Source organism: Thalassospira sp. Z349TD_5, from assembly GCF_056173045.1.
Genome location: NZ_CM149654.1, coordinates 1,760,001 through 1,779,036, shown reverse-complemented (window position 1 = coordinate 1,779,036; position 19,036 = coordinate 1,760,001). Strand labels below are relative to the sequence as shown.

14 protein-coding genes and 2 rRNA genes (1 of these 16 running past the window's edge) are annotated in these 19,036 nt (G+C 53.7%); 2 read left to right on the top strand and 14 right to left on the bottom strand.

The genetic code is table 11. From position 1 onward, the window contains the following. The first annotated feature begins 18 nt into the window (after positions 1 to 18). The gene (locus AC0VXT_RS07955; RefSeq protein WP_475548205.1) at positions 19 to 1,038 is read left to right on the top strand and encodes a DUF4344 domain-containing metallopeptidase; all 1,020 of its coding nucleotides are present in this window, start codon (positions 19 to 21) and stop codon (positions 1,036 to 1,038) included. A gap of 134 nt (positions 1,039 to 1,172) precedes the next feature. Here the strand turns inward: AC0VXT_RS07955 and AC0VXT_RS07950 are convergent, their stop codons facing one another. The 4 genes from AC0VXT_RS07950 to AC0VXT_RS07935 all read right to left on the bottom strand — a co-directional run bounded on the left by AC0VXT_RS07950 (position 1,173) and on the right by AC0VXT_RS07935 (position 5,979). Further along, positions 1,173 to 2,756: a gamma-glutamyltransferase family protein gene (locus tag AC0VXT_RS07950; RefSeq protein WP_475548204.1), complete on the bottom strand. Its 1,584-nt coding sequence runs from the start codon at positions 2,754 to 2,756 to the stop codon at positions 1,173 to 1,175. Between the two features lie 150 nt (positions 2,757 to 2,906). Continuing rightward, positions 2,907 to 4,232, bottom strand: coding sequence for a TRAP transporter large permease (locus tag AC0VXT_RS07945; protein WP_475548203.1), 1,326 nt, complete (start codon positions 4,230 to 4,232; stop codon positions 2,907 to 2,909). A 6-nt stretch (positions 4,233 to 4,238) separates the two neighbouring features. Continuing rightward, the gene (locus AC0VXT_RS07940; RefSeq protein ID WP_475548202.1) at positions 4,239 to 4,859 is read right to left on the bottom strand and encodes a TRAP transporter small permease subunit; all 621 of its coding nucleotides are present in this window, start codon (positions 4,857 to 4,859) and stop codon (positions 4,239 to 4,241) included. A gap of 1 nt (position 4,860) precedes the next feature. Continuing rightward, positions 4,861 to 5,979 carry a TRAP transporter substrate-binding protein gene (locus tag AC0VXT_RS07935; protein ID WP_475548201.1) on the bottom strand — a complete coding sequence of 373 codons (1,119 nt, stop codon included), beginning with the start codon at positions 5,977 to 5,979 and terminating at the stop codon, positions 4,861 to 4,863. Between the two features lie 332 nt (positions 5,980 to 6,311). On the opposite strand from AC0VXT_RS07935, the gene AC0VXT_RS07930 reads away from it, so the two are divergent. Then, the gene (locus tag AC0VXT_RS07930; protein WP_475548200.1) at positions 6,312 to 7,046 is read left to right on the top strand and encodes a GntR family transcriptional regulator; all 735 of its coding nucleotides are present in this window, start codon (positions 6,312 to 6,314) and stop codon (positions 7,044 to 7,046) included. A 65-nt stretch (positions 7,047 to 7,111) separates the two neighbouring features. Here the strand turns inward: AC0VXT_RS07930 and AC0VXT_RS07925 are convergent, their stop codons facing one another. The 10 genes from AC0VXT_RS07925 to AC0VXT_RS07880 form a co-directional block, all read right to left on the bottom strand. Then, on the bottom strand, positions 7,112 to 9,625 hold the full coding sequence (locus AC0VXT_RS07925) for an NHL repeat-containing protein (RefSeq protein ID WP_475548199.1): 2,514 nt from the start codon (positions 9,623 to 9,625) through the stop codon (positions 7,112 to 7,114). Between the two features lie 65 nt (positions 9,626 to 9,690). After that, on the bottom strand, positions 9,691 to 11,664 hold the full coding sequence (locus tag AC0VXT_RS07920) for a hypothetical protein (protein ID WP_475548198.1): 1,974 nt from the start codon (positions 11,662 to 11,664) through the stop codon (positions 9,691 to 9,693). A gap of 126 nt (positions 11,665 to 11,790) precedes the next feature. Beyond that, complete coding sequence (locus tag AC0VXT_RS07915; RefSeq protein ID WP_475548197.1) at positions 11,791 to 14,076, bottom strand: ricin-type beta-trefoil lectin domain protein; 2,286 nt, start codon at positions 14,074 to 14,076, stop codon at positions 11,791 to 11,793. Between the two features lie 491 nt (positions 14,077 to 14,567). Then, positions 14,568 to 15,572 (bottom strand): AraC family transcriptional regulator, encoded by a 1,005-nt coding sequence (locus AC0VXT_RS07910; RefSeq protein WP_475548196.1) that lies wholly within the window; start codon positions 15,570 to 15,572, stop codon positions 14,568 to 14,570. Positions 15,573 to 15,731: 159 nt separating this feature from the next. Continuing rightward, a complete protein-coding gene (locus AC0VXT_RS07905) occupies positions 15,732 to 16,292 on the bottom strand; it encodes a DoxX family protein (protein WP_475548195.1) in 561 nt (186 codons plus the stop codon). Continuing rightward, the gene (locus AC0VXT_RS07900; RefSeq protein WP_475548194.1) at positions 16,282 to 17,064 is read right to left on the bottom strand and encodes an HvfC/BufC N-terminal domain-containing protein; all 783 of its coding nucleotides are present in this window, start codon (positions 17,062 to 17,064) and stop codon (positions 16,282 to 16,284) included. Before AC0VXT_RS07900 ends, AC0VXT_RS07905 begins: the two co-directional genes overlap by 11 nt. Further along, positions 17,061 to 17,915 (bottom strand): MNIO family bufferin maturase, encoded by an 855-nt coding sequence (gene bufB, locus AC0VXT_RS07895; RefSeq protein ID WP_475548193.1) that lies wholly within the window; start codon positions 17,913 to 17,915, stop codon positions 17,061 to 17,063. The genes AC0VXT_RS07900 and bufB overlap by 4 nt, the downstream gene beginning before the upstream one ends. Positions 17,916 to 17,967: 52 nt before the next feature. Then, complete coding sequence (locus AC0VXT_RS07890) at positions 17,968 to 18,267, bottom strand: BufA1 family periplasmic bufferin-type metallophore (protein WP_475548192.1); 300 nt, start codon at positions 18,265 to 18,267, stop codon at positions 17,968 to 17,970. A gap of 285 nt (positions 18,268 to 18,552) precedes the next feature. After that, positions 18,553 to 18,667: ribosomal RNA gene (gene rrf, locus AC0VXT_RS07885) — 5S ribosomal RNA — on the bottom strand. A gap of 117 nt (positions 18,668 to 18,784) precedes the next feature. Next, positions 18,785 to 19,036, bottom strand: a 23S ribosomal RNA gene (locus tag AC0VXT_RS07880); it runs 2,495 nt beyond the window's last position.

Here is a 19,036-nt window from a genome sequence, read left to right as displayed (position 1 = left end):
AAAACTGGATGAACGAAAATGCGCAGCGTTGCTTTGATATTCTGTTCTATTTTCCTGTCAACAACGCTTGCGCATGCCGGAGGTCGAGTCTCAGACGAACTGCGCTTTAAAATTGATGAAGGATATATTGAAGTAAGCGCGGGCAACATGCGATGGAAGCCCATTCCACTGCAAAAAAACGCAAAGATTGAGGTCCTAGTCGATGTTCATAACCAGAGATACGATGACCTAAGCGTTCTTATTTGTGACGCACAGCAGCTGTCCGTTTTCCGCTCTGGCAACTCTGCCAGATGCTATGGCGGCACCAGACTAAAAGATCGCTTTCAGATATCCGGGACGATAGATGAAACGCGCCAATATTACCTTGTATTCAGCAACACATTCAGCCTTCTCGTCACGAAAAAAGCGTCTTTCACAGTATACGCCACCACGCCTACACCTTGGGAGTTGGCACATAAACTGGAAGAAGGTTTTTCAGCACTCACAGCAGAGCTATCCAGAACATACGGCATCAATGAATTTGACATTCTAGTTGAATCTTGCGGTCATGAGAATGCCTACTCTGCCCACAAGAGCGGCAACATCACCCTTTGTTCTGAATTACTGATGGAGCTTATCAAAACCAACAACGAGGGGGCGCTTTTTGCTGTTCTACTGCACGAGGTTGGCCATAGCCTGTTAAACAAACTAGGGCTACCGAACTGGGACAACGAAGAGACAGTGGATGAGTTCGCGATTTACATGCTTTATCTCGCGTCCAAACAAGAGGCCGCATTATCTTGGATAGAATGGAACGAGCAGAAAAATTCGCGAGCAGAAATGATCAACGCCCTGGAAAATGACGTTCGCCATCCGCTCTCTATTCAAAGAGCGCGAAACGTTAGACGATTGTTAAATAACCCTAGCGAAATGATAACGCGGTGGAACAATCTTCTTTATCCACATATGACCAGTCCAGCCCTGCAAAAGATTGCCTCGACCTCACCACCACGCTCCGACCCAGAACTGGCCAACAGCATTCTCGCTGCCCGTAATTAATACCCCGTCGCTCCCGCAACAGCAGGAACATGATGCATACCGCCCGTTGTGAGCGATTGGGTCGAGATTCCGGGCTTGCGCTGCGCTCCACCCGGAATGACGGTTATATGGGCCTAGTTACCGCCCCCTATAGCTTACAGTGCAGCAACCGCCCCATCCGCGCGTGGATCGGTCGCACCTTCCATCACACCATCGGGCTGCAACCGAATGCCGCCCGCGTGGCCCATGATGTCTTCATAGGGGCCGACGAGTTCGACCGTATGACCGGCTTTTTCAAGTTGGTCGATCAAGGCCGGATCGAAACGATTTTCGAGTTTAAGCGTGGTGGTTTCATCGCCCCATGTTTTGCCGAGCAACCAGCGCGGTTTGGTGATGGCGTCTTGCAGGTCCTGACCAAACATCACGTTGCGGGTAAAGATCGCAGACTGGGTTTGTGGTTGGCCTTCGCCGCCCATGGTGCCGTAGGTGAGCACCGATCCGTCGTTGAGTTTTGCCAGTGCCGGGTTAAGGGTATGGAACGGCAAGCGGCCCGGTCCGAGTTGGTTGGGGCCATCATGCAAAGTGAAGCTGGCCCCGCGATTTTGGAACAAAACGCCGGTTTCGGGCACAACCACGCCGGATCCGAATTCCCAGAAAATGCTTTGGATGTAGCTTACCGCAACCCCGTTGGCGTCAATCGCCCCCATCCAGATGGTATCGCCCGGTTTGGCGACATGCGGCCATGGCAAGGCGGTGCCCATATTGATTTTGGCGGCCTCGGCATCGAGCATCGCGTCAGTCAGAAGGTCCATCGGATCAATCGTCATCCGGTCCGGATCGCCGATATGGGCATCGCGTTTGAGAAAGGCGCGCTTGGTGGCCTCGATCAAGCCATGGATATGATCAAAACCCTCGGCACTCGTCACACCAAGACGGTCAAACAGGCCAAGGATCATGAGTGACGCCGCCCCTTGGGTTGGCGGCACCATGTTAAACACTGTGCCGGTGGCAAGTTTGACCGACAGCGGGGTTGTGACTTTGGCGTGATAGGTTTCAAAATCGGAAAGTCGCAACGGGCTTCCGACCGCAGACAGGCCGTTGGCATTGCTGCGCGCGACATCGCCGCGGTAAAAATCACCGAGCCCGACCTTGCCCAGATGGGCGAGCGTCGCGCCAAGGGCGGGTTGTTTAAGCACATCCCCGATGGCCGGAACGCCGTTGGCAGCATAGGTATCGACAAAGCCCGGTGAGCCTTTGAGTTCGGGCATTTTGGAATGCGTCAGTTCGGCCTGCGATTTTGTCACCGGCACGCCGGTTTTGGCGTGATGCACCGCATCAGCCACCAGCCGCGCCATCGGAAGCGTGCCGCCCAACCCCTTGGCAATCTCAGCCGCCTTGATCCAGCCGCCAATCGCACCGGCCACGGTTAAGGCCGCCAGTGGCCCGCGTGCCGGGATCGCGGCCTTACCCTGTTCACGGTAAAAATCCGGGGTCGCAAGACCCGCCGCCCCGCCGCACGCCCGAATGGCCACCGGGTCCTTGCCCGGTTCGGATATGAGCCAGAACCCATCGCCGCCAATCGCATTCATATGCGGATAGACAACCGCAATACTGGCAGCCGCGGCAATCATCGCTTCAACCGCGTTGCCACCATCACGCAAGATATCGCGGCCTGCCTGTGCGGCCAGATGATGCGGGGCGGTGATCATGCCCCCAAGGGCGGTTCTGGAACGTAACATTTAATCGGCCTCTACTCTTGCTTCCGTGGCGTCAACCGTCGGACATGCTGCACGTGGGTGCACAGCATGTCCGGGTATAGGCCCTGAGCCTAGTTCTAGCGCTGTTTTGGAAATCCGTTCAGCGCCTTTTCACATCGTAGAATAATCGCGCTACCACCCGATCAGGTTGGGCAGCCAACTGGTCAGTTCCGGGAAGATAAACAGCAAGACCAAAGCCACCGCCTGAATGCCGATAAACGGGATCACACCGCGGTAGATATCGACCGTCGAGACCGATTTTGGCGCAACGCCTTTGAGGAAGAACAGCGCCCAGCCAAACGGCGGGGTCAAGAAGCTGGTTTGCAGGTTCATCGCCACCAGAATGGCCAGCCACGCCATATCAATCCCGCTGTTGATAAACACCGGCAGGAACATCGGAAGCGCGATATAGGAAATTTCGATCCATTCAAGGAAGAAACCCAGCACAAAGATCACGGTCATCATGAACAGAAGATTGCCCATATCACCACCGGGCACCCATTCAAACATGGCATGGACCAGTCCCTCGCCGCCCAGTCCGCGAAACGCCAGACCAAAGGGCTGCGCGCAGATCAGGATAAAGAACACCATCGCACTGGTGACCAGCGTGTCATGCAAGACATCGCGCATCACAGACAGGTTCAACCGCCCCGCAACAAGAGCCAGAATAAGCGCACCGAGTGCGCCCATGGAGGCGGCCTCTGTCGGGGCGGCGATGCCGCCAACGATGGAGCCCAACACGGCAAAGACCAGGGCCAGAGGCGGGATAACCACCTTGCAGATTTTGATCATAAGTTGCTGCGTACTGAGTGCGTCGCGTTCTTCCTTGGGGATGGCGGGCACCATGTCGGGTTTGAAAATGCCGAGCAACACCAGATAAAGGCCGAGCATCCCGGCCAAGATCAATCCGGGCACCATGGCCGCAGCAAAAAGCGTTCCGACAAACTCACCCAGAATATCGGCAAGCAGGATCAGAACAAGGCTGGGCGGGATGATCTGGCCCAGCGTGCCCGATGCGCAAATCACGCCACAGGCAACGCCCTTGTTATAGCCACGGTTGATCAACGGTTGTAGCGACAACAAGCCGACGGTGACGACCGTTGCACCGACAACGCCCGAGGATGCGCCCATCAAAACACCGACAATGACAATCGCCAGCCCCATGCCGCCACGAAGGCGTCCCATGGCATGGCCGATGACATCTATGAGTTCTTCGGCGAGTTTTGATTTTTCAAGCATCACCCCCATAAAGATGAAAAGCGGCAATGCCAGCAAAGTGTAGTTGGTGACAACCCCGTAAACGCGGGCGGGCAGCAAATTAAACAGGCCCGTGCCAAAGCCCATAATCCCAAAGGCCAGTCCCGAAATCGCAAGCGAGATTGCCACAGGCACACCCAGCACGAGGAAGCCAAAAAAGCCCCCGACCATGCCGATGGCCAGCCATTCATTTCCGGTCATGATTGATTAGTCTCCTGCACCATTTTGCGCCGCCACACCAGAGGTGCCGGGGGCGTCAGATGCATCAAAGGCACGTGCGCCGTCTTCGTTAGTGTCGGCGATAATTTGACGATAATTGATCAGCCCTTGGGCAATCGCCTGTATGAACATCAAGCCAAACCCGATGGGAATGAAGGATTTGAGCAAGAAGCGATACGGCAAGCCACCGGGATCAGGCGACCCTTCGCCCATCATGATCGATTGCCCGACATAGGGGATCGAAAACCAGATCAGGGCCGCGCCCAGAATGGCCATCAACACCGCTGAAATCAGGTCAATGATCGCCTGAGCCCGGGGGCTCAGACGTTCATAGAGAAAATCGACCCGCACATGGCCGCCATGGCGCATGCCATAGGCCATCCCCATCAGCGCAATCGGTGACACCAGATGCCATTCGAGTTCCTGCATCGCGACACTGCCGGAATTAAACAGATAGCGCAGCAACACGTTTCCGCCGACCACCAGTACAAGGGCAAGGCCGCTTAATGCTGCCCCCCATCCGGCGACATCGACAATCCGGCCCAGAACACGGTCAAGAACAGGAGCCAAAACAGGGACCGGGAGCGGTTCAGTGCGGGTCGCAGTCATATCAGCCCATCCCGTCTTTCGATGAAATGATGCCGTGATACGGCTTTTCACTGATCGCGGCCCATTCGCGGTGGGTATCGCGGAAGGCCATGAAGCTTTCGTGGACCTTTTTGGTCACCGGATCCTTGGCGGCTTCGGCTTCAAGAGTGTCCTTGGTGATGCCTTTGAGCTTGGTCACGACTTCATCAGGCAGGGTTTGCGCGATGACGCCGTAATTTTCCACCAGATCGCGCAAGGCAGCGGCATTATTGGCTTCGCACCATGAATGGCTGTCAAGGTTACAGGCCTGTGCGGCGTTTTTGACAATCGCCTGAAGATCGGCCGGAAGGCTTTCCCAGGCTTTCTGATTGATCAGAAGCTCGGTCGCGTTGGACGGTTCGTGCCAGCCGGTGGTGTAGTAATATTTTGCTGCCTTTTGCAGACCCAGACGCCGGTCCTGATACGGGCCGACAAACTCGGCGGCATCAATGACACCACGCTCCAGAGCCGGGAATATTTCCCCACCCGGAAGCAGTTTTACCTCAACCCCGATCTGCTGATAGACCTTACCGGCAAGACCGGGAATACGCATTTTCAGGCCATTGAAATCTTCAAGACTTTCGATTGGATTGCGGAACCAGCCGGTCATCTGAACGCCGGTATTGCCCATCGGAAACGCAATCAGGCCATACGGCTTATAGATTTCATGCCACAGATCAAGACCACCCGCATGATAGAGCCATGCGTTCATGCCCTGAAAATTCAGGCCGAACGGAACGGTGGTGAAATACTGCGCGGCAAAGATTTTACCGGCCCAGAAATAGGCGTTGGCGGCATTCATTTCCACCGTGCCGGCCTGAACCGCATCGAACCCTTCAAGAGCCGGGATCAGTTCGCCAGCGGCGAAATGCTGAATATTCAGACGCCCATTGGACATTTCCGTCACACGCTTACAGAAATCTTCCGGGCTGCCTGGACCGGTGACATAAAATGGCGACCCCGGACCATAGGCGTTGGTCATTTTCCAGTTAAAGGTTTCCTGTGCGCGCGCAATGTTCGGAGCGGCGACAACAGCGGCCCCAGTTGCAGCCGCGCCGATTGCCGACTTGGTGAGAAAGTCGCGGCGTTTAACATTTGTCATTGATGACTCCCTGATAGAGATAGCTATTTCAAAGAAAAGTAATCTCAACGGAATTTGATCCGCATTGTGTATACATCCTGCAACACACATGCCAATCCATTCTTTTCAATGACTTAACAAAAATATACTCTAAATTCAGCGTCGTTATTGCACATTTTTTAAACTTTATATTGCAGTGCACTTTTTTATTGCACAATAATTGCGCAAAGCTTCGTGCGAAAAACATGCTTGTTTTCACAACCATTGCGATGCTTGGATTTACAGGAAATTATCGTGTATACATCATCTTCATAAGAAGCCTTCAAACCGCGCAATAAGGGTTTAAACGCCAGATGATTGAGCTTACCCAGTCGCTTGCCATGCAGTCGGCCCCATTAGAACCGTCTGATGGTGTTGGCATTGCACAGCAACTTTGTCAGACACTGGAAGATGATATCGTCACGGGCAAACTGCCGCCCGGTCAGCGGCTTGAAGAGCCCCTTCTTGCCAAGCGGTTTGGCGTGTCGCGCACTCCGGTCCGCGAGGCATTGCAATTGCTAACGGCAAGCGAGCTTGCGGAAAAAATCCCCAACAAGGGGGTTTATGTTTCACTTGCCACCCCGGAACGGTTGACCGCGATGTTTGAAAGCATGGCCGAGCTTGAAGGCATGTGCGGGCGCCTGGCCGCCAAACGCATGACCAGCGGGGAGCGCCATAACCTTGATAAATTGCATCATGAATTGGCCGAAACCGTGCGGCTTGGCGACAGTGACGGATATGAAACGCTTAACCGGGCGTTTCACAACACGTTGTATCGCGGCACACATAATGATGTTCTGGTCGATGTGACCTTATCGGTGCGCCGTCGCGTCGCCCCGTTCAGACGCGTACAATTCACGAGCCTTGCGCGGCTTGCCTCCTCGCACGCCGAACATCAGGGCATTGTCGATGCGATCCTGCGCGGCGATGTCAGCGCGGCCGAGCAACTGCTCTATGATCACATCATGGCCGTGCACGACATCAGTCAGGATTACCTCATCAGCCTGCGCGAGGCATCGCCCGCCAATGACATGCCGGCCTTCAAGTAAGGCAAAACCATTGGCGGGGATTAACGCGTTGGGGATGCTTTGCCCGCGCTCAGGATTATAGCCCGTCAGTCTCTGGCGCGACTGATGGTCGGAGAAGAGCCGCCGGTTGAAATCCACGGACGACCATCGGCATCGACTGCAAGCCCCCCGGTGGGCGAATTATTGACTTCGTCAAAGCTGTCATTGGCACCGTTCCATTTGCGCAAGGCATTGTTGATGTCCATGATATAGACCGTCCCATTCCCGCCAACATCAATCCTTGAGGCCTTTTGGCTTCCGCGTTTTGGCCGCAGCTCAAAGCTTGATCCAGTCCACTGCCGGACCAGATTGCTTTTATCAACAATCCAGATATCATTTCCCGGCCCTGCCCCGGCCACATGAACCTGATTGAAGTCACTGAAACGTTTGAATTCCTCGGAATTGTCCACCTTGCTATAGAGAAAGGTGTCGCCCCCCGATCTAAAGATCACAAAGACAGTACCATCGGGCGCAACAGTCACGTCACTCGGAGAAAACCCACTGACTGAATACTCTTTAACGACCTGATTACGTTCACGGTAAAGCTCTGCGGTCATACTTGTGTCAATGGCCCAGATATCGCCATTCGGCGCGATGTCAACACTGGTAAAAGTGCGTGACGAATCCACCAGGCTTGACGAAAACTGGACGAATTTTTTGCGTCTTTCGTCATATTTTTCAAACTCTTGGCTGCCACCGCCGATAATGACAGAGCCATCTGAGGCGGTTGCGACTTGCCCCGCACTGGTTCTTTGATCCATCGGCACGGTTGTAAATCGCATGTTCTTTCGAAACACAACGCCGGATGTTTCGGTACTGACAACCTGTTCGGTTTCACCCGTGCCCACCGTGTCGCCACTGGTGGCATTGGCAACCATCAAGTCAGTACCTTCGTCACGATCAAAGAATTTTGAGGATAATGCGATCCCTTTGTCACTGACCAGCCAAGGATATCCCATCGGTCCAACCGCCACTGTAGAAGGCGTATGCCCCGGTGTCTGGACCCGAATGAATTTGCCGTCCTGATCCAGTCGCATCAGCAAGTTATTGGTCGATACGATATAAACGCTGTTGTCGGGCCCAACCGCAATCGACTTGGCCTTTTGCGCATAGACCTTGCACGGATTGGTGTCACAGCGCGAAACAAGCTGATCAGATCGAACCACCCATGGCGTGCCATCAGGCCCGGCGGCAATCAAGGATGCCCCGGTTCCCGAAATCATTTCAAAACGGGTTTGTGCATCGTTCAGGCGAAAAATCCTGCCCGCTGCATTGGTCAGTAAAACCGTCCCGTCATAGCCCGCGGATATATCTGATCCGGTCGCACCCGTGATCTGCTTCCAAAGGGTTCCGGTATGGCGAAACACCCGCCCGAGTGCGGAAATGCCCCATGGATTGCCTTCGCGGTCCACGGTGATCCGCACCAATTCACCGGGAAAGCTTTCAAAATCATTTTGCCGGTTCGACCAACGCAAAACTCCGCCCGCGCCATCAAGGCCAAAGACACTGCCATCCCCGCCAATCGCAAGTGATGCAGCAGATTTCAGTGTATTTACAAAGACAATCGTATCGGTTGTGGTGACGGTTACAGGATCGGTAAAGGTATTATTCCCGCCTGAACCGCCCCCTGATGAGGTTGCCTCGGTGTTGCTGGAACCCGGTACGACAACACCCGGCGCAACGGCAGACGGTGCGACATCAACGGGTGCCAAAGCAACCTCGGCGGTCGGTGCGTCGGCCACATTAACTTGTGCACGGGCATCCTTTGGGCGCGGCACTGTCGCAGACACGTCGGCGGCCTCTTCGGACGTATCATCAATGGTGAGCCCGCCATTGGCAAAGATAAGGCCATCATTTCGGACCGCCCAGATGTTGCCTTGGGGCGTTACGGCTAAACTGACAACATCCTTCACCCCATCGACAATTTCCCATCTTTTGCGGGCGGCCAGCCAAGTACGGACAAGTCCCGCGTCATCGGCCATGGCGACAACATCCGTCGCACCAAAGGCAATGTCGCGTGCGCGCCCCGGATAGGTCCGCCAGACGTCACCGTCATAGGCACGCACCTTGGCCGCATCTGTGATCGCCCATGGCAGCCCGGATTTGCCAATGGCCAAGCGTTTCGCCGTTCCGGCAATCGGTTGCCATTCATTGCGCAAGGCATACCATTTCCAGATGTCGCCATTTATCTTGGCGATATAAACATTGCCCTGGGTATCAGCAGCAACATCGAGAACATCCACTTCACGCGGCTCCCACCACAATCCGTTATATTGTGATAGTTCCCCCAGCGCATTGATCGCCCAAGGGCGGTTGCCAATTGCGGCCGATATGCGGGCAAATTTGCCCGACATCTGCCGCCAGCGTTGTTCAGCCTTATCCCATCGCCATGGCACCCCGTCCAATCCGACGGAATAGGCCTGCCCGTCTTCATTGATCGAGATATCCAAAGCGGATCCGGGCAGTTGAACCCAAGCCCCGGAATTGCTTTCCTGTGCAACTGCCAGCCCGGCCCATACGAACCAGATTCCGGAAACAAAAACCTGAAAACAACGTTTCATTGGTCTATCCACCCTTGCTGTTACTTTGCCTGTCCATTGACTGGACTTCTATCCAAGGTCAAACCTTAGTTTTCAAGCAGTCGGTCGCGCACGGATGCGATCATTTGTTGCGACTCAGGATTGCTTTGCCACGCATCGATCTGAACATCGCCAGCACGGAATTCTTCAAAGAATGCCTTGCCTTCAAGATGTTCACGCAGAACATCAAATGTCGGTCGCGGGGTGTACCAATCCCCATGACGCCGTTCGAGTTTGGCCAGTTCCTGTTCGAGTTCCGACAACTCCCCATGTACCGCAGCACGATCAGACCCGCTCTGTCGGGTATAGACCGGTCGGCGCGGCGTCATCAGGATCAGGATGGAACGCTCAAACTCACGTTCAACCCGCTGAGAGAAGAAATAGTTCAGGCCCGGAATATCCATCAAACCCGGAACACCGTCTGCCGTTTTTGACGTTTCGCGTTCACTCAAGCCACCCAGGATCAGGGTTTCACCAAACTTCATCGTCACGGTCGAGTTGACGTTGGTTTTGGTGGTATCAAGGCGGAATTCAAACACAACCGAATTGGACGGATCGGTCAAAAAGGTTCGTTCCGCAACAACATGCAGGCGGATCATGTCATTGGGCAGAATTTCGGGTGTAACGGCCAATTTCACACCGACTTCCTTCTGGACCGAAACACTGTCCCCACTGCCCCCGGAAACGGCGGCGGCAAGAATTTCTGTTCCTGAAAAGAATTCCGAAGTTTCACCAGCCTGTGCCACAAGGCTTGGCTTGGCGAGAACCTGATTATTGGCATCCGCCGAATTGGCAATGTTAAGCGAATAGGTCACCGCAGGAATACCGATCTGGCGGGTGATGGTCTGCGTGCTTTCTTCAAGCCCGGTTCCCAGGTAATCCTTGGTTTTCGTTGAACCATATCCCAACCCGGCCGCCCCGGTTAGCGGATCACCAAACTGCAATTGCAAACCGTTGAGAAGATTGATCCCACGAGAATTACGGACATCTTCCTGGGTTCCGATCAGAACCACATCAACCACAACCATCCCGGAATCAACAAATTCGGTCGGTGTATCGTCGATATTCTGTTGGCCAAACGGGTCTTGCACGCTGCTGAAGGGATCGGACGGTTCCGTTGTCTGGCCAAACGGATTGCTGTCAAACGGGGATATTTCACCATCACTTTCCGGTTCGACAAACGGCTCGCCGCTGAACTGGGTCTGAATGTATTTGCCTTCGCTTTCGTAAAAGGACTGCCAGCCTTCAACACGCCGATCAAGATCGCGCGCACGGTTCACATCCTTGATCACATCGCGATATGTTGTAATGAACTCTTGGGCAGATGACCGGTCATCCATTGCCGAAAGTGCCAGTGCCATCGCTTTGAGGATTTCCGGGTTTTCCCGTGATTCCGGGGAAATTTCCATTAACCGTTTCAACGCAGCAGCGGCCGTGCGTGGATCGCGGGAGTAATAGGACGCAGATGCCAGACTGTATAAAACAGCCGGATCATTATTATGATGAAGCGCAACGGCGGCAAAGTTTTCCTGCGCCAATGGATAGCGCCGCTGATCCATATAAAGCAGGCCAAGCTGATAGCGCGACGGCAAGTTGCCCGGATCAAATTTCAAGGATTGTTTGTAGCCCTGTTCGGCAAGTTCAAACTTTGATGCATCGCCCAGAACGCCCATCAAGTGATAGGTCAATCCGTTTAGAAATTGCAGATCCGGATTGGTCACATCAAGCTTCAGCGCCAGATTGATCAGTCTTGATGCTTCTTTGGCATTTCCCTGTTTCAGGAAATCGATGCTGTCACGCACCAGCACCTGAATTGCGCTGTCTTCGGCGGGCATGCCCAGAACAGATTTGTTATATTCAAGCGGCTTGTCGATCGACATGACCACGCCAGATCGCGTTTGCCCCCCATCCATGCCCGTGGTTTGACACCCGACAAGTGCTAAAAGAGACACCCCCATCAAGGCATAACGACAAACGCGGCGACGTCCATCAACAGAACGCTGGTATGTAAATTTACGCAAAATGATATCCCCACTTATCCGCAACCAAGAATGGATGCGGACAATTTCCCCATGAAATCAGAAGCAATTCGGCCTACACATTTTCTGTGTTTTCACCGAACTGCTTCTGTTTAAGTGTTGTTTGAATTAACCGGCATAAGTCCAAGGACGCCAAACCTGCGACTCAAACTTTTTGACTTTGCAGGGTTCCATTTTCACCACGGAGCCGATTGCAGGTTTTGCGTCCGCGACCGTCATGCACATCCGCCTACCCGTCCCGACATATCGAATTTGTCCCACTTGATCGAGACCCCAGGTCTTGAGGTTTGCGTTGGAACATTTCCGGATCCATACCGGGTCATTAGCACCAAGTTTCTCGGCTTCGATGCTCAGACAATAGTTGTCGATCACCACGAGTTCTCTGGTGCGGGCATTTGGAAACACCCACGGTGCTTCAGGCGTATTACATTCGCCAAGAACAGCAACAAGACTGTCGCCTTCCTGCTTGACAAGGCAAAGCCCGGGGCTTGCGGTGAATTCAAGGCGGAAAGTCCCGGCAACTTTGGCTTTCTGCTTTTTCAGACCATCGTTAAGGACTGTCGATTCTGCCGTAATTGCCGCCTGTCCGCCATTGAGGCTGGTTCCTCCGACAATAACCGGCATAACCGGCCCTGTTGACGCAGCAACAGTGCTGCCTGCTTTGATCGCGGCAATTGCGCGGGCATAATTCGCACTTGGTCGCGTTTCACCGGCGATCAAAGCGCTCCAGTGATACAAGAACTGCTCTTCACCGGTTTTTTCCTGCAGCAAAAGCGGGATGTCAGCCGGACGGCTGGCAATAAGTTCGGCCTGCCGTATCTTGCCTTCGGCGGCTTCGATCTTGATGATCTTGTCGATTTCCATGGCAATGCTAATTGCAGTGGTGATTGCGGTCAGCGCCGGACCTGCTGCGCCGCTTACCATCCGCGACATGGTTACCGAAACTTTTCCAAGCGGCGTAACAATCTTGGTCAGGACTTTGGCACTGAGTTTAGCTGCTGCTTTGGTGCCTGCCTGGGCTGCGCGGTTACGATATGGGGCAAAAGCCTTGAAGCTGGCCATGAAAAACCCGTTGCCAATACCACTTGCAAAGGTGCCTGCCATTGCCCCCCCTTGTAAGGAGGCCGAGAGAACTTCATTGAAATTTGGCGCCTCGGAGATTGCACCTGCAAACGCCAACATGTTGTGTCTGGTGTCTTCGGCGAATTCGAGTTCTTTTGTCTTTTCCCAGTTTTCAAATACTTGACGAAGCTGCGATGCAATGAATTGACGGTTCCACTGAATTTGCACGCCGACATCATCGAGCAATCGTTTTTCAAGTGCGGTCCGTTTTCCCGGCGCGGTTGCCGCTGCTTTCATCAGGCGCTGGGCAATCACACTTGCTAGTGCTTCACTACGCCATGGTTCATTTTCGATCAGCAACCATTCAACATAAGATAATTCTTCGACGGTCGTGTCATCAAGTTGATGCACGGTCTGTGCAATGATCTCGTCAATTTCTGTGCGGTCACGCACCAGCTCAAGCGTCAATTCCTCGACCGCCGGGCTAAGACCAAATAAACCCGGCATGTTGCGCTTTGGCGAGCTCCACTTCATTTCGGTCGCCTTGCAGGCTTTAGTGCTTTTTACCGAGAAGCTTGTCCGAAGGTAGGTATCAGGACAAGACCAGCAGGTCCCGCCATCGATAAAATCGAAAATCTGACCCGGGGGGCAGGTCAAAGCGGTAATTTTCGTGGCTGGCAAGAAATCAATGGTTTTCACGCAGGCCTTATTTCCGGTAACCGCCGTTGCTGTGCGATTAAAACCTTCCGGGCAGCTCCAGCATTCGCCGCCATTGCGCGGATCGGTAAATGAGTCTTGCGGGCAGGCACGTCCTTCGAACGTGGCACTAACGGCCTTTTTCAGAACCATGCCACAGGCGTTCCATTTATCAACAGATGCCGCAGTACGACCATATCCTTTTGGGCAGGACCAGCATTCACCACCATTGCGTTTATCAAGGAACGAACCAGCCGGGCATTCCTTTTTGCCAAGAAACGTCGCGCTCAGAAGCTGCTTTACGCCGGTTGGCTTGTCACAGGCCTTCTCACCACTGATGCTTTTTGCGTTGCGGTTATATCCGTCAGGGCAGGCATAACAGGTCCATGTTCCCAAATCGAAAAAGGATCCATCCGGGCATTTGCCGACAGCCTTTGACTGAAACTTCGCAGACACGCGTCCGCACGGTTCTTGCAGATTACCGCGTTTATCAACGCCGCCGCATTCGGGCCCTCCTTGCAAGTTCTTCCACTGCGAACTTGCATGCGCCGGTCGATCCATCACGATCATCATCAACAGGGCAAGTAACAGCAACCCCGCATAGTTTAATATTGGCGTCAATCTTCTGATCTGCATGCCCGGACCCTTCTTGCTTTTTTACTTTTGCATCCGGGTTGAGGTTCCCGCATGGCGAATGTCACGCAGGGAACAACGCATTAAAATTCTGCCCCTCCCCGTCCTATGCGGCAGGATTACGCAGAAGCATGGAATGAAACCAGAAGGAATAAAGGCAGCATGTCGATTAACGACCATAAGTGGATAGGCAATGCACAAAAGTGGATAGCCTTACACTTTTTACGGCAACAACTTAACAGCATGCACGTTGGATTTAGCGGCGACGATCAGGGTCCGGACTGTTTCACATAATCACCCCGGTCACCCGTATTTGTGCGGATACGCGAAGCAAAACCGCAGGAAGATATACATCTTTCAAGGTTTTGCGGCAAAGTAGGCCGTGCAAATGCGGGGGATCCTATGGACAACTGATATAAGAGAAAACTCTGCGTCAAATCCCTTGACCGGGGATCACCCCGCTCGGCGGTCTTTTCCTAGTGTTTTCTCTTATATCAGTTGCCGGGGCGGTTATGTGAATCAGTCCGGACCCTAAGCGTCTCGGAAGGGGACACACCGAAATGCAGCGTATAGTTTTGTGCGAACCGTCCGGCATGCACAAAACCCCATTTGCGGGCGACGCTGGCAATCGTTGTTCCAGGTGTTGCTTCAAGCAAATCATTATGCGCACGGTTCAGGCGCACCATCTTGGCATAGGCCATCGGCGCCATGCCGAAAGTTTCGTTAAATCCGAGCTGAAGGGTGCGATAGCCGCACCCGACATGCGCCAGTAAATCCACCAGTTGGATCGAATGTTCTGCATGTTCGTGAATATAGTCGCGGGCACGCTTGACCTGACGCGGCATCGCAATACCCGACGGCCGGTCATGAAGAATTTCCGAATAGGAATTTGGCAGCAACATCAGGATATTGGTCAGAAGCACATCGCGGAGTTCCTTAAGGATGATCCCGTTCTTTGTATCGTGAAGCGGTCCATCAAGGGCATTGGCGATATAATGTAGCGTACTGGACACATGCGCCCCGCCCGGGGGTGTCAAATCAAGTGCCGTGTCAAATACCAGATCATTGCGAAAAACATCCTGCCCGGTCAGGGCAAAGGCATGTTTGCGCAAGGTATCGACAGGAAGCTTTGCCCCAAGGGCTGCGAAATTGTCTTCGATGGCATTCATCGGCATGCGCATGTTGCGCATCATGCCCTGCTTGGCCGAAACTTCGAACTCTTGGCCGCCATGATTGACCTTGCCATGGCCCCTGTTCACAAACAGCAAAAACAGGTCGTTATCTTCGGTTGCAGGTGCTTTGATCGTGACGCGGTCCGGGCCAAAGGACGCGCCAAGCAAATCAATATCGGCAAGTGACGCGGCTTGAATGGAAATATCGGCTGTTGCTTTTTTACCGAGCAGGTCAAACTCATCAATGCTGTTCATTTCCGCGAGGAAAGCCTGCGTCTGATCCAGGCTTTTTGACGCAAAGACCTGATGGTTTTTAAGATAGCTCACCGGTTTCATCCTGTTTGATACGACCAGATATGCCGGAGCTTCCATCAAAAAGCCGATTGTGTCCCGAGTTGTCAGGACATCAACAGAAAATCCGTACCGGGAATATATTCCTTTATTTCATCAGAAGAAACAAATGGATGTTCAAAACATGCAATTACATCACAAATCGCGCGCCGATGTCCGCAGCATCCGGTTCAGGACGCGATCAAGTGAAACCTTACCGCCGCCTGAAAACACCAAAATGCTCAACACAGCCCCCCACAGCAACCGCTGATCAATCAGTTCTGTCGGCAGTCCATTGGCAAGGCTGCCCAATGCCGCCCCGTGAAATGCAACATCAACACCAGTTTGCACCACCACAAACCCGATCATGCCAACAGCCGAAAGCCGAGTAAGCAGCCCGAGTGCGATCAGAACAGGCAGGATGAACTCGGCAAGTGTTCCGGCCCATACAATCAAATGCCATGGGAAAAACGGGATGGCGGCCGTGTCATAAAGATACTGTTCGGCAATCGGTGGCAGTATCTGGGCGAAGGCACCGGCACTGAGCGCGCCACCGTCAATCTTGGTCAGGGCACTGTTGAAATAATAGGGCAGCAACAGCACGGCAAACAGGATGCGCACCACAAGACCAAGATGATCCCGACCAACCCGACCTTCCAGACAGCCAACCATATGATCATAATGGGCGATCCATTTTGCTTTTAGGTTATCGACCATGCTGTTCTCCCGTGCATGATATCGCACGCAATGCACCGCTTAGCAGCAGGTCGGCAAAGCACTGCGTGATATCGAAATTCTGATTAACTTCTGATGCCCTATCGACAGCATCTTCAACGGTCGCGCAATCCCAAAGGACAGCCCGGCAAAACGCGGCGGCGTCAGGGGATAACACCTGCATCTGAAGCGACATTGCCGGTCGGGTTACCAAGACGGCTTCGGGTTGATTGAGGATGCTTTTGGCACGCACCTGCCCGTCTTGTGGGTTCTGCATTTGCCAGATGCTCATGACCGGATGATCAGAGATCACCAATCGGCATGCCGGATGGGCCGCAAAGGACATTTGACCAATATCCACCTCGCATCCGGCAAGGTCGGCTGCGGCAAGTGGCGGCGTGTCACAGGCATGCTGGGCCCCCAGCCGGGCGCGTTCCAAACGGGCGATGTCGGCCAGATAAGCAATGCCACGCGCAGCATCATAATTGGCAATAAAATCGGCGAACCCGTCACCATATAGCGCAAGACTGCCGGGACGTTTATGCTCGGATGCAATGAAATCGCGGGCAAGAGTGGCAAAGAAATCAGCGCCAACCAGCTTTTTAACCGTCGGGTAGGCCGCGGCCAGGGCATCACCCAATCCACGGTGCACATTGTTGCGGTAAATGGCAAAGCGATGGGCTGCTTTGGCGGGGAAACCATCGGGTACGCCGCCCGGCTGCGGGCGGAGCAAGGCATTGCTGAACCCGTCATAAAACGGTTTAAGGTTGCTCATGACGCCATCTCGGGCGCGCGTGATCGCACCGCGTTCAATCGCGTGTCGGCCAGGGCGGCTTCGTGCTGCAAAACCGGCCATGATGGCACATCATTATCCCATTCAATCAGGGTTGGTTTTGGACCAATTCGGGCAATCAGCCGGTCAAACAGCGCCCACACCGGATCGGCCACGGGCCGGGAATGGGTATCAATCAAAATACTGTCCTGATCATTGGCATCACGCTCATGCCCGGCAAGATGGATTTCCCCGACCAGATCGGCGGGAATACCATCGACAAAGGCCTCTGCGTCAAAACCCAGATTATGGGCGGATATGTAAATGTTGTTTACATCAATCAGTAAACCACAGCCGCTGCGGCGCGCCGCCTCGGTGATGAAGTCCAGTTCCGAAATCGAATTTTGCGGTAAGGGCAAATAAGACGTCGGGTTTTCAATCAGAATACGACGGCCAATATGGCTTTGAACCGTATCAATCGCGGCAACCAACTGATCAAGGGATGTTTTTGTCATCGGGGTCGGCAAAAGGTCGGCCATATACAGACCGTCGTGCGATGACCATGCAATATGTTCTGAAACCATGGCGGGGTTGAACCGGTCCACCAGACGCTTAAGATCGGCCAGATGACGCGCATCAAGCGGATCTCCGCCGCCCAGTGACAGCCCAACCCCGTGCATGGACACAGGATACTGCGCACACACATCTGCCAGCATCGCCAAACGTGGTCCACCAGCCACCATGTAGTTTTCAGGGTGGATCTCAAACCAGCCAACGGATGCCTTACCGCCAAGAATGTCACTGGCATGCTCGGCCTTAAAGCCAACACCGGCACATGCGGGCAGATGTGTCATTTAAAGTCCTTTACCCTCACTCGGGAAGAATGATCGTGGATCGACAATCCGATCAACCTTCGGGAATATCGCGATCAAGCCTGTCAAGACTGCCCATAATTTCGCGGCCATCTGCCGTGGTAAAGCTCATGTCCTCGCAGGTTCCCGCCGGCACCAGTTTCCAGGCATTGCCCTGATAATCGACTGTTGAGGTTCCCGCACAGGTCGTCCCCGGCCCGGCGGCACAATCATTCTGGCCTGCCATTGAAACGCCGTAGCATTTTTCTTTGGCACCTTGTGCTGCGGCCTGCTCGGTTGCGGCCAATGATACCGCGGCGGTCAATGCTGCGCCCAAAATCAATGCATTTTTCATCGTCTATTCCCTCTATGTGAAAGCAAGTCAGCATTCATCGTCCAGACCTTGACCCTAGCGGCCCGGTTGCAAACAGTCACTGCACCTTTCACACACGGGGCATCAAACCGTTGTGATGCCACGCATGGTTTAATCTCACGCTGGCGTGAGATGGTCTTTGGAAAACAGGGAGAAAACAGGCCGTCTTTTGCCCAGTGATAGACACCAGAAACGACGAAACCCCTGACCAATGAAGGTCAGGGGTTTTTAAATATCGTTGGATAGGGAACAAGCTGTGTTTAGAAGGCCCGGCAGTGACCTACTCTCCCGTGCCTTAAGACAAAGTACCATCGGCGCAGGCTGGTTTCACTTCTGAGTTCGGGATGGGATCAGGTGGTTCCCGGCCGCTAATGCCACCGAGCCATCTAAACACAGCTTTGAAGAGAATGGATATCGTGATTGTGTGTGCGAACACTGTTGTATTTGGTCTTGCCAGATTTTACCGCTGCGCAAGCTATGCAGACAGTAGCAAGAGGGATCAATCAAGCCGATCGATCAATTAGTACTGGTTAGCTTCACGTGTTGCCACGCTTCCACACCCAGCCTATCAACCTGGTGGTCTTCCAGGGATCTGATAGGGATACCTCGTCTTGAAGGGGGCTTCCCGCTTAGATGCTTTCAGCGGTTATCCTTTCCGCACTTAGCTACCCGGCGATGCTCCTGGCGGAACAACCGGTACACCAGAGGTGCGTCCATCCCGGTCCTCTCGTACTAGGGACAGCTCTTCTCA

Bases quoted from the DNA above. Each gene is read 5' to 3' on its own strand.
- AC0VXT_RS07955 (WP_475548205.1), top strand. From the start codon at position 19: ATGCGCAGCGTTGCTTTGATATTCTGTTCTATTTTCCTGTCAACAACG.
- AC0VXT_RS07950 (WP_475548204.1), bottom strand. From the start codon at position 2,756: ATGTTACGTTCCAGAACCGCCCTTGGGGGCATGATCACCGCCCCGCAT.
- AC0VXT_RS07945 (WP_475548203.1), bottom strand. From the start codon at position 4,232: ATGACCGGAAATGAATGGCTGGCCATCGGCATGGTCGGGGGCTTTTTT.
- AC0VXT_RS07940 (WP_475548202.1), bottom strand. From the start codon at position 4,859: ATGACTGCGACCCGCACTGAACCGCTCCCGGTCCCTGTTTTGGCTCCT.
- AC0VXT_RS07935 (WP_475548201.1), bottom strand. From the start codon at position 5,979: ATGACAAATGTTAAACGCCGCGACTTTCTCACCAAGTCGGCAATCGGC.
- AC0VXT_RS07930 (WP_475548200.1), top strand. From the start codon at position 6,312: ATGATTGAGCTTACCCAGTCGCTTGCCATGCAGTCGGCCCCATTAGAA.
- AC0VXT_RS07925 (WP_475548199.1), bottom strand. From the start codon at position 9,625: ATGAAACGTTGTTTTCAGGTTTTTGTTTCCGGAATCTGGTTCGTATGG.
- AC0VXT_RS07915 (WP_475548197.1), bottom strand. From the start codon at position 14,076: ATGCAGATCAGAAGATTGACGCCAATATTAAACTATGCGGGGTTGCTG.
- AC0VXT_RS07905 (WP_475548195.1), bottom strand. From the start codon at position 16,292: ATGGTCGATAACCTAAAAGCAAAATGGATCGCCCATTATGATCATATG.
- AC0VXT_RS07900 (WP_475548194.1), bottom strand. From the start codon at position 17,064: ATGAGCAACCTTAAACCGTTTTATGACGGGTTCAGCAATGCCTTGCTC.
- bufB (WP_475548193.1), bottom strand. From the start codon at position 17,915: ATGACACATCTGCCCGCATGTGCCGGTGTTGGCTTTAAGGCCGAGCAT.
- AC0VXT_RS07890 (WP_475548192.1), bottom strand. From the start codon at position 18,267: ATGAAAAATGCATTGATTTTGGGCGCAGCATTGACCGCCGCGGTATCA.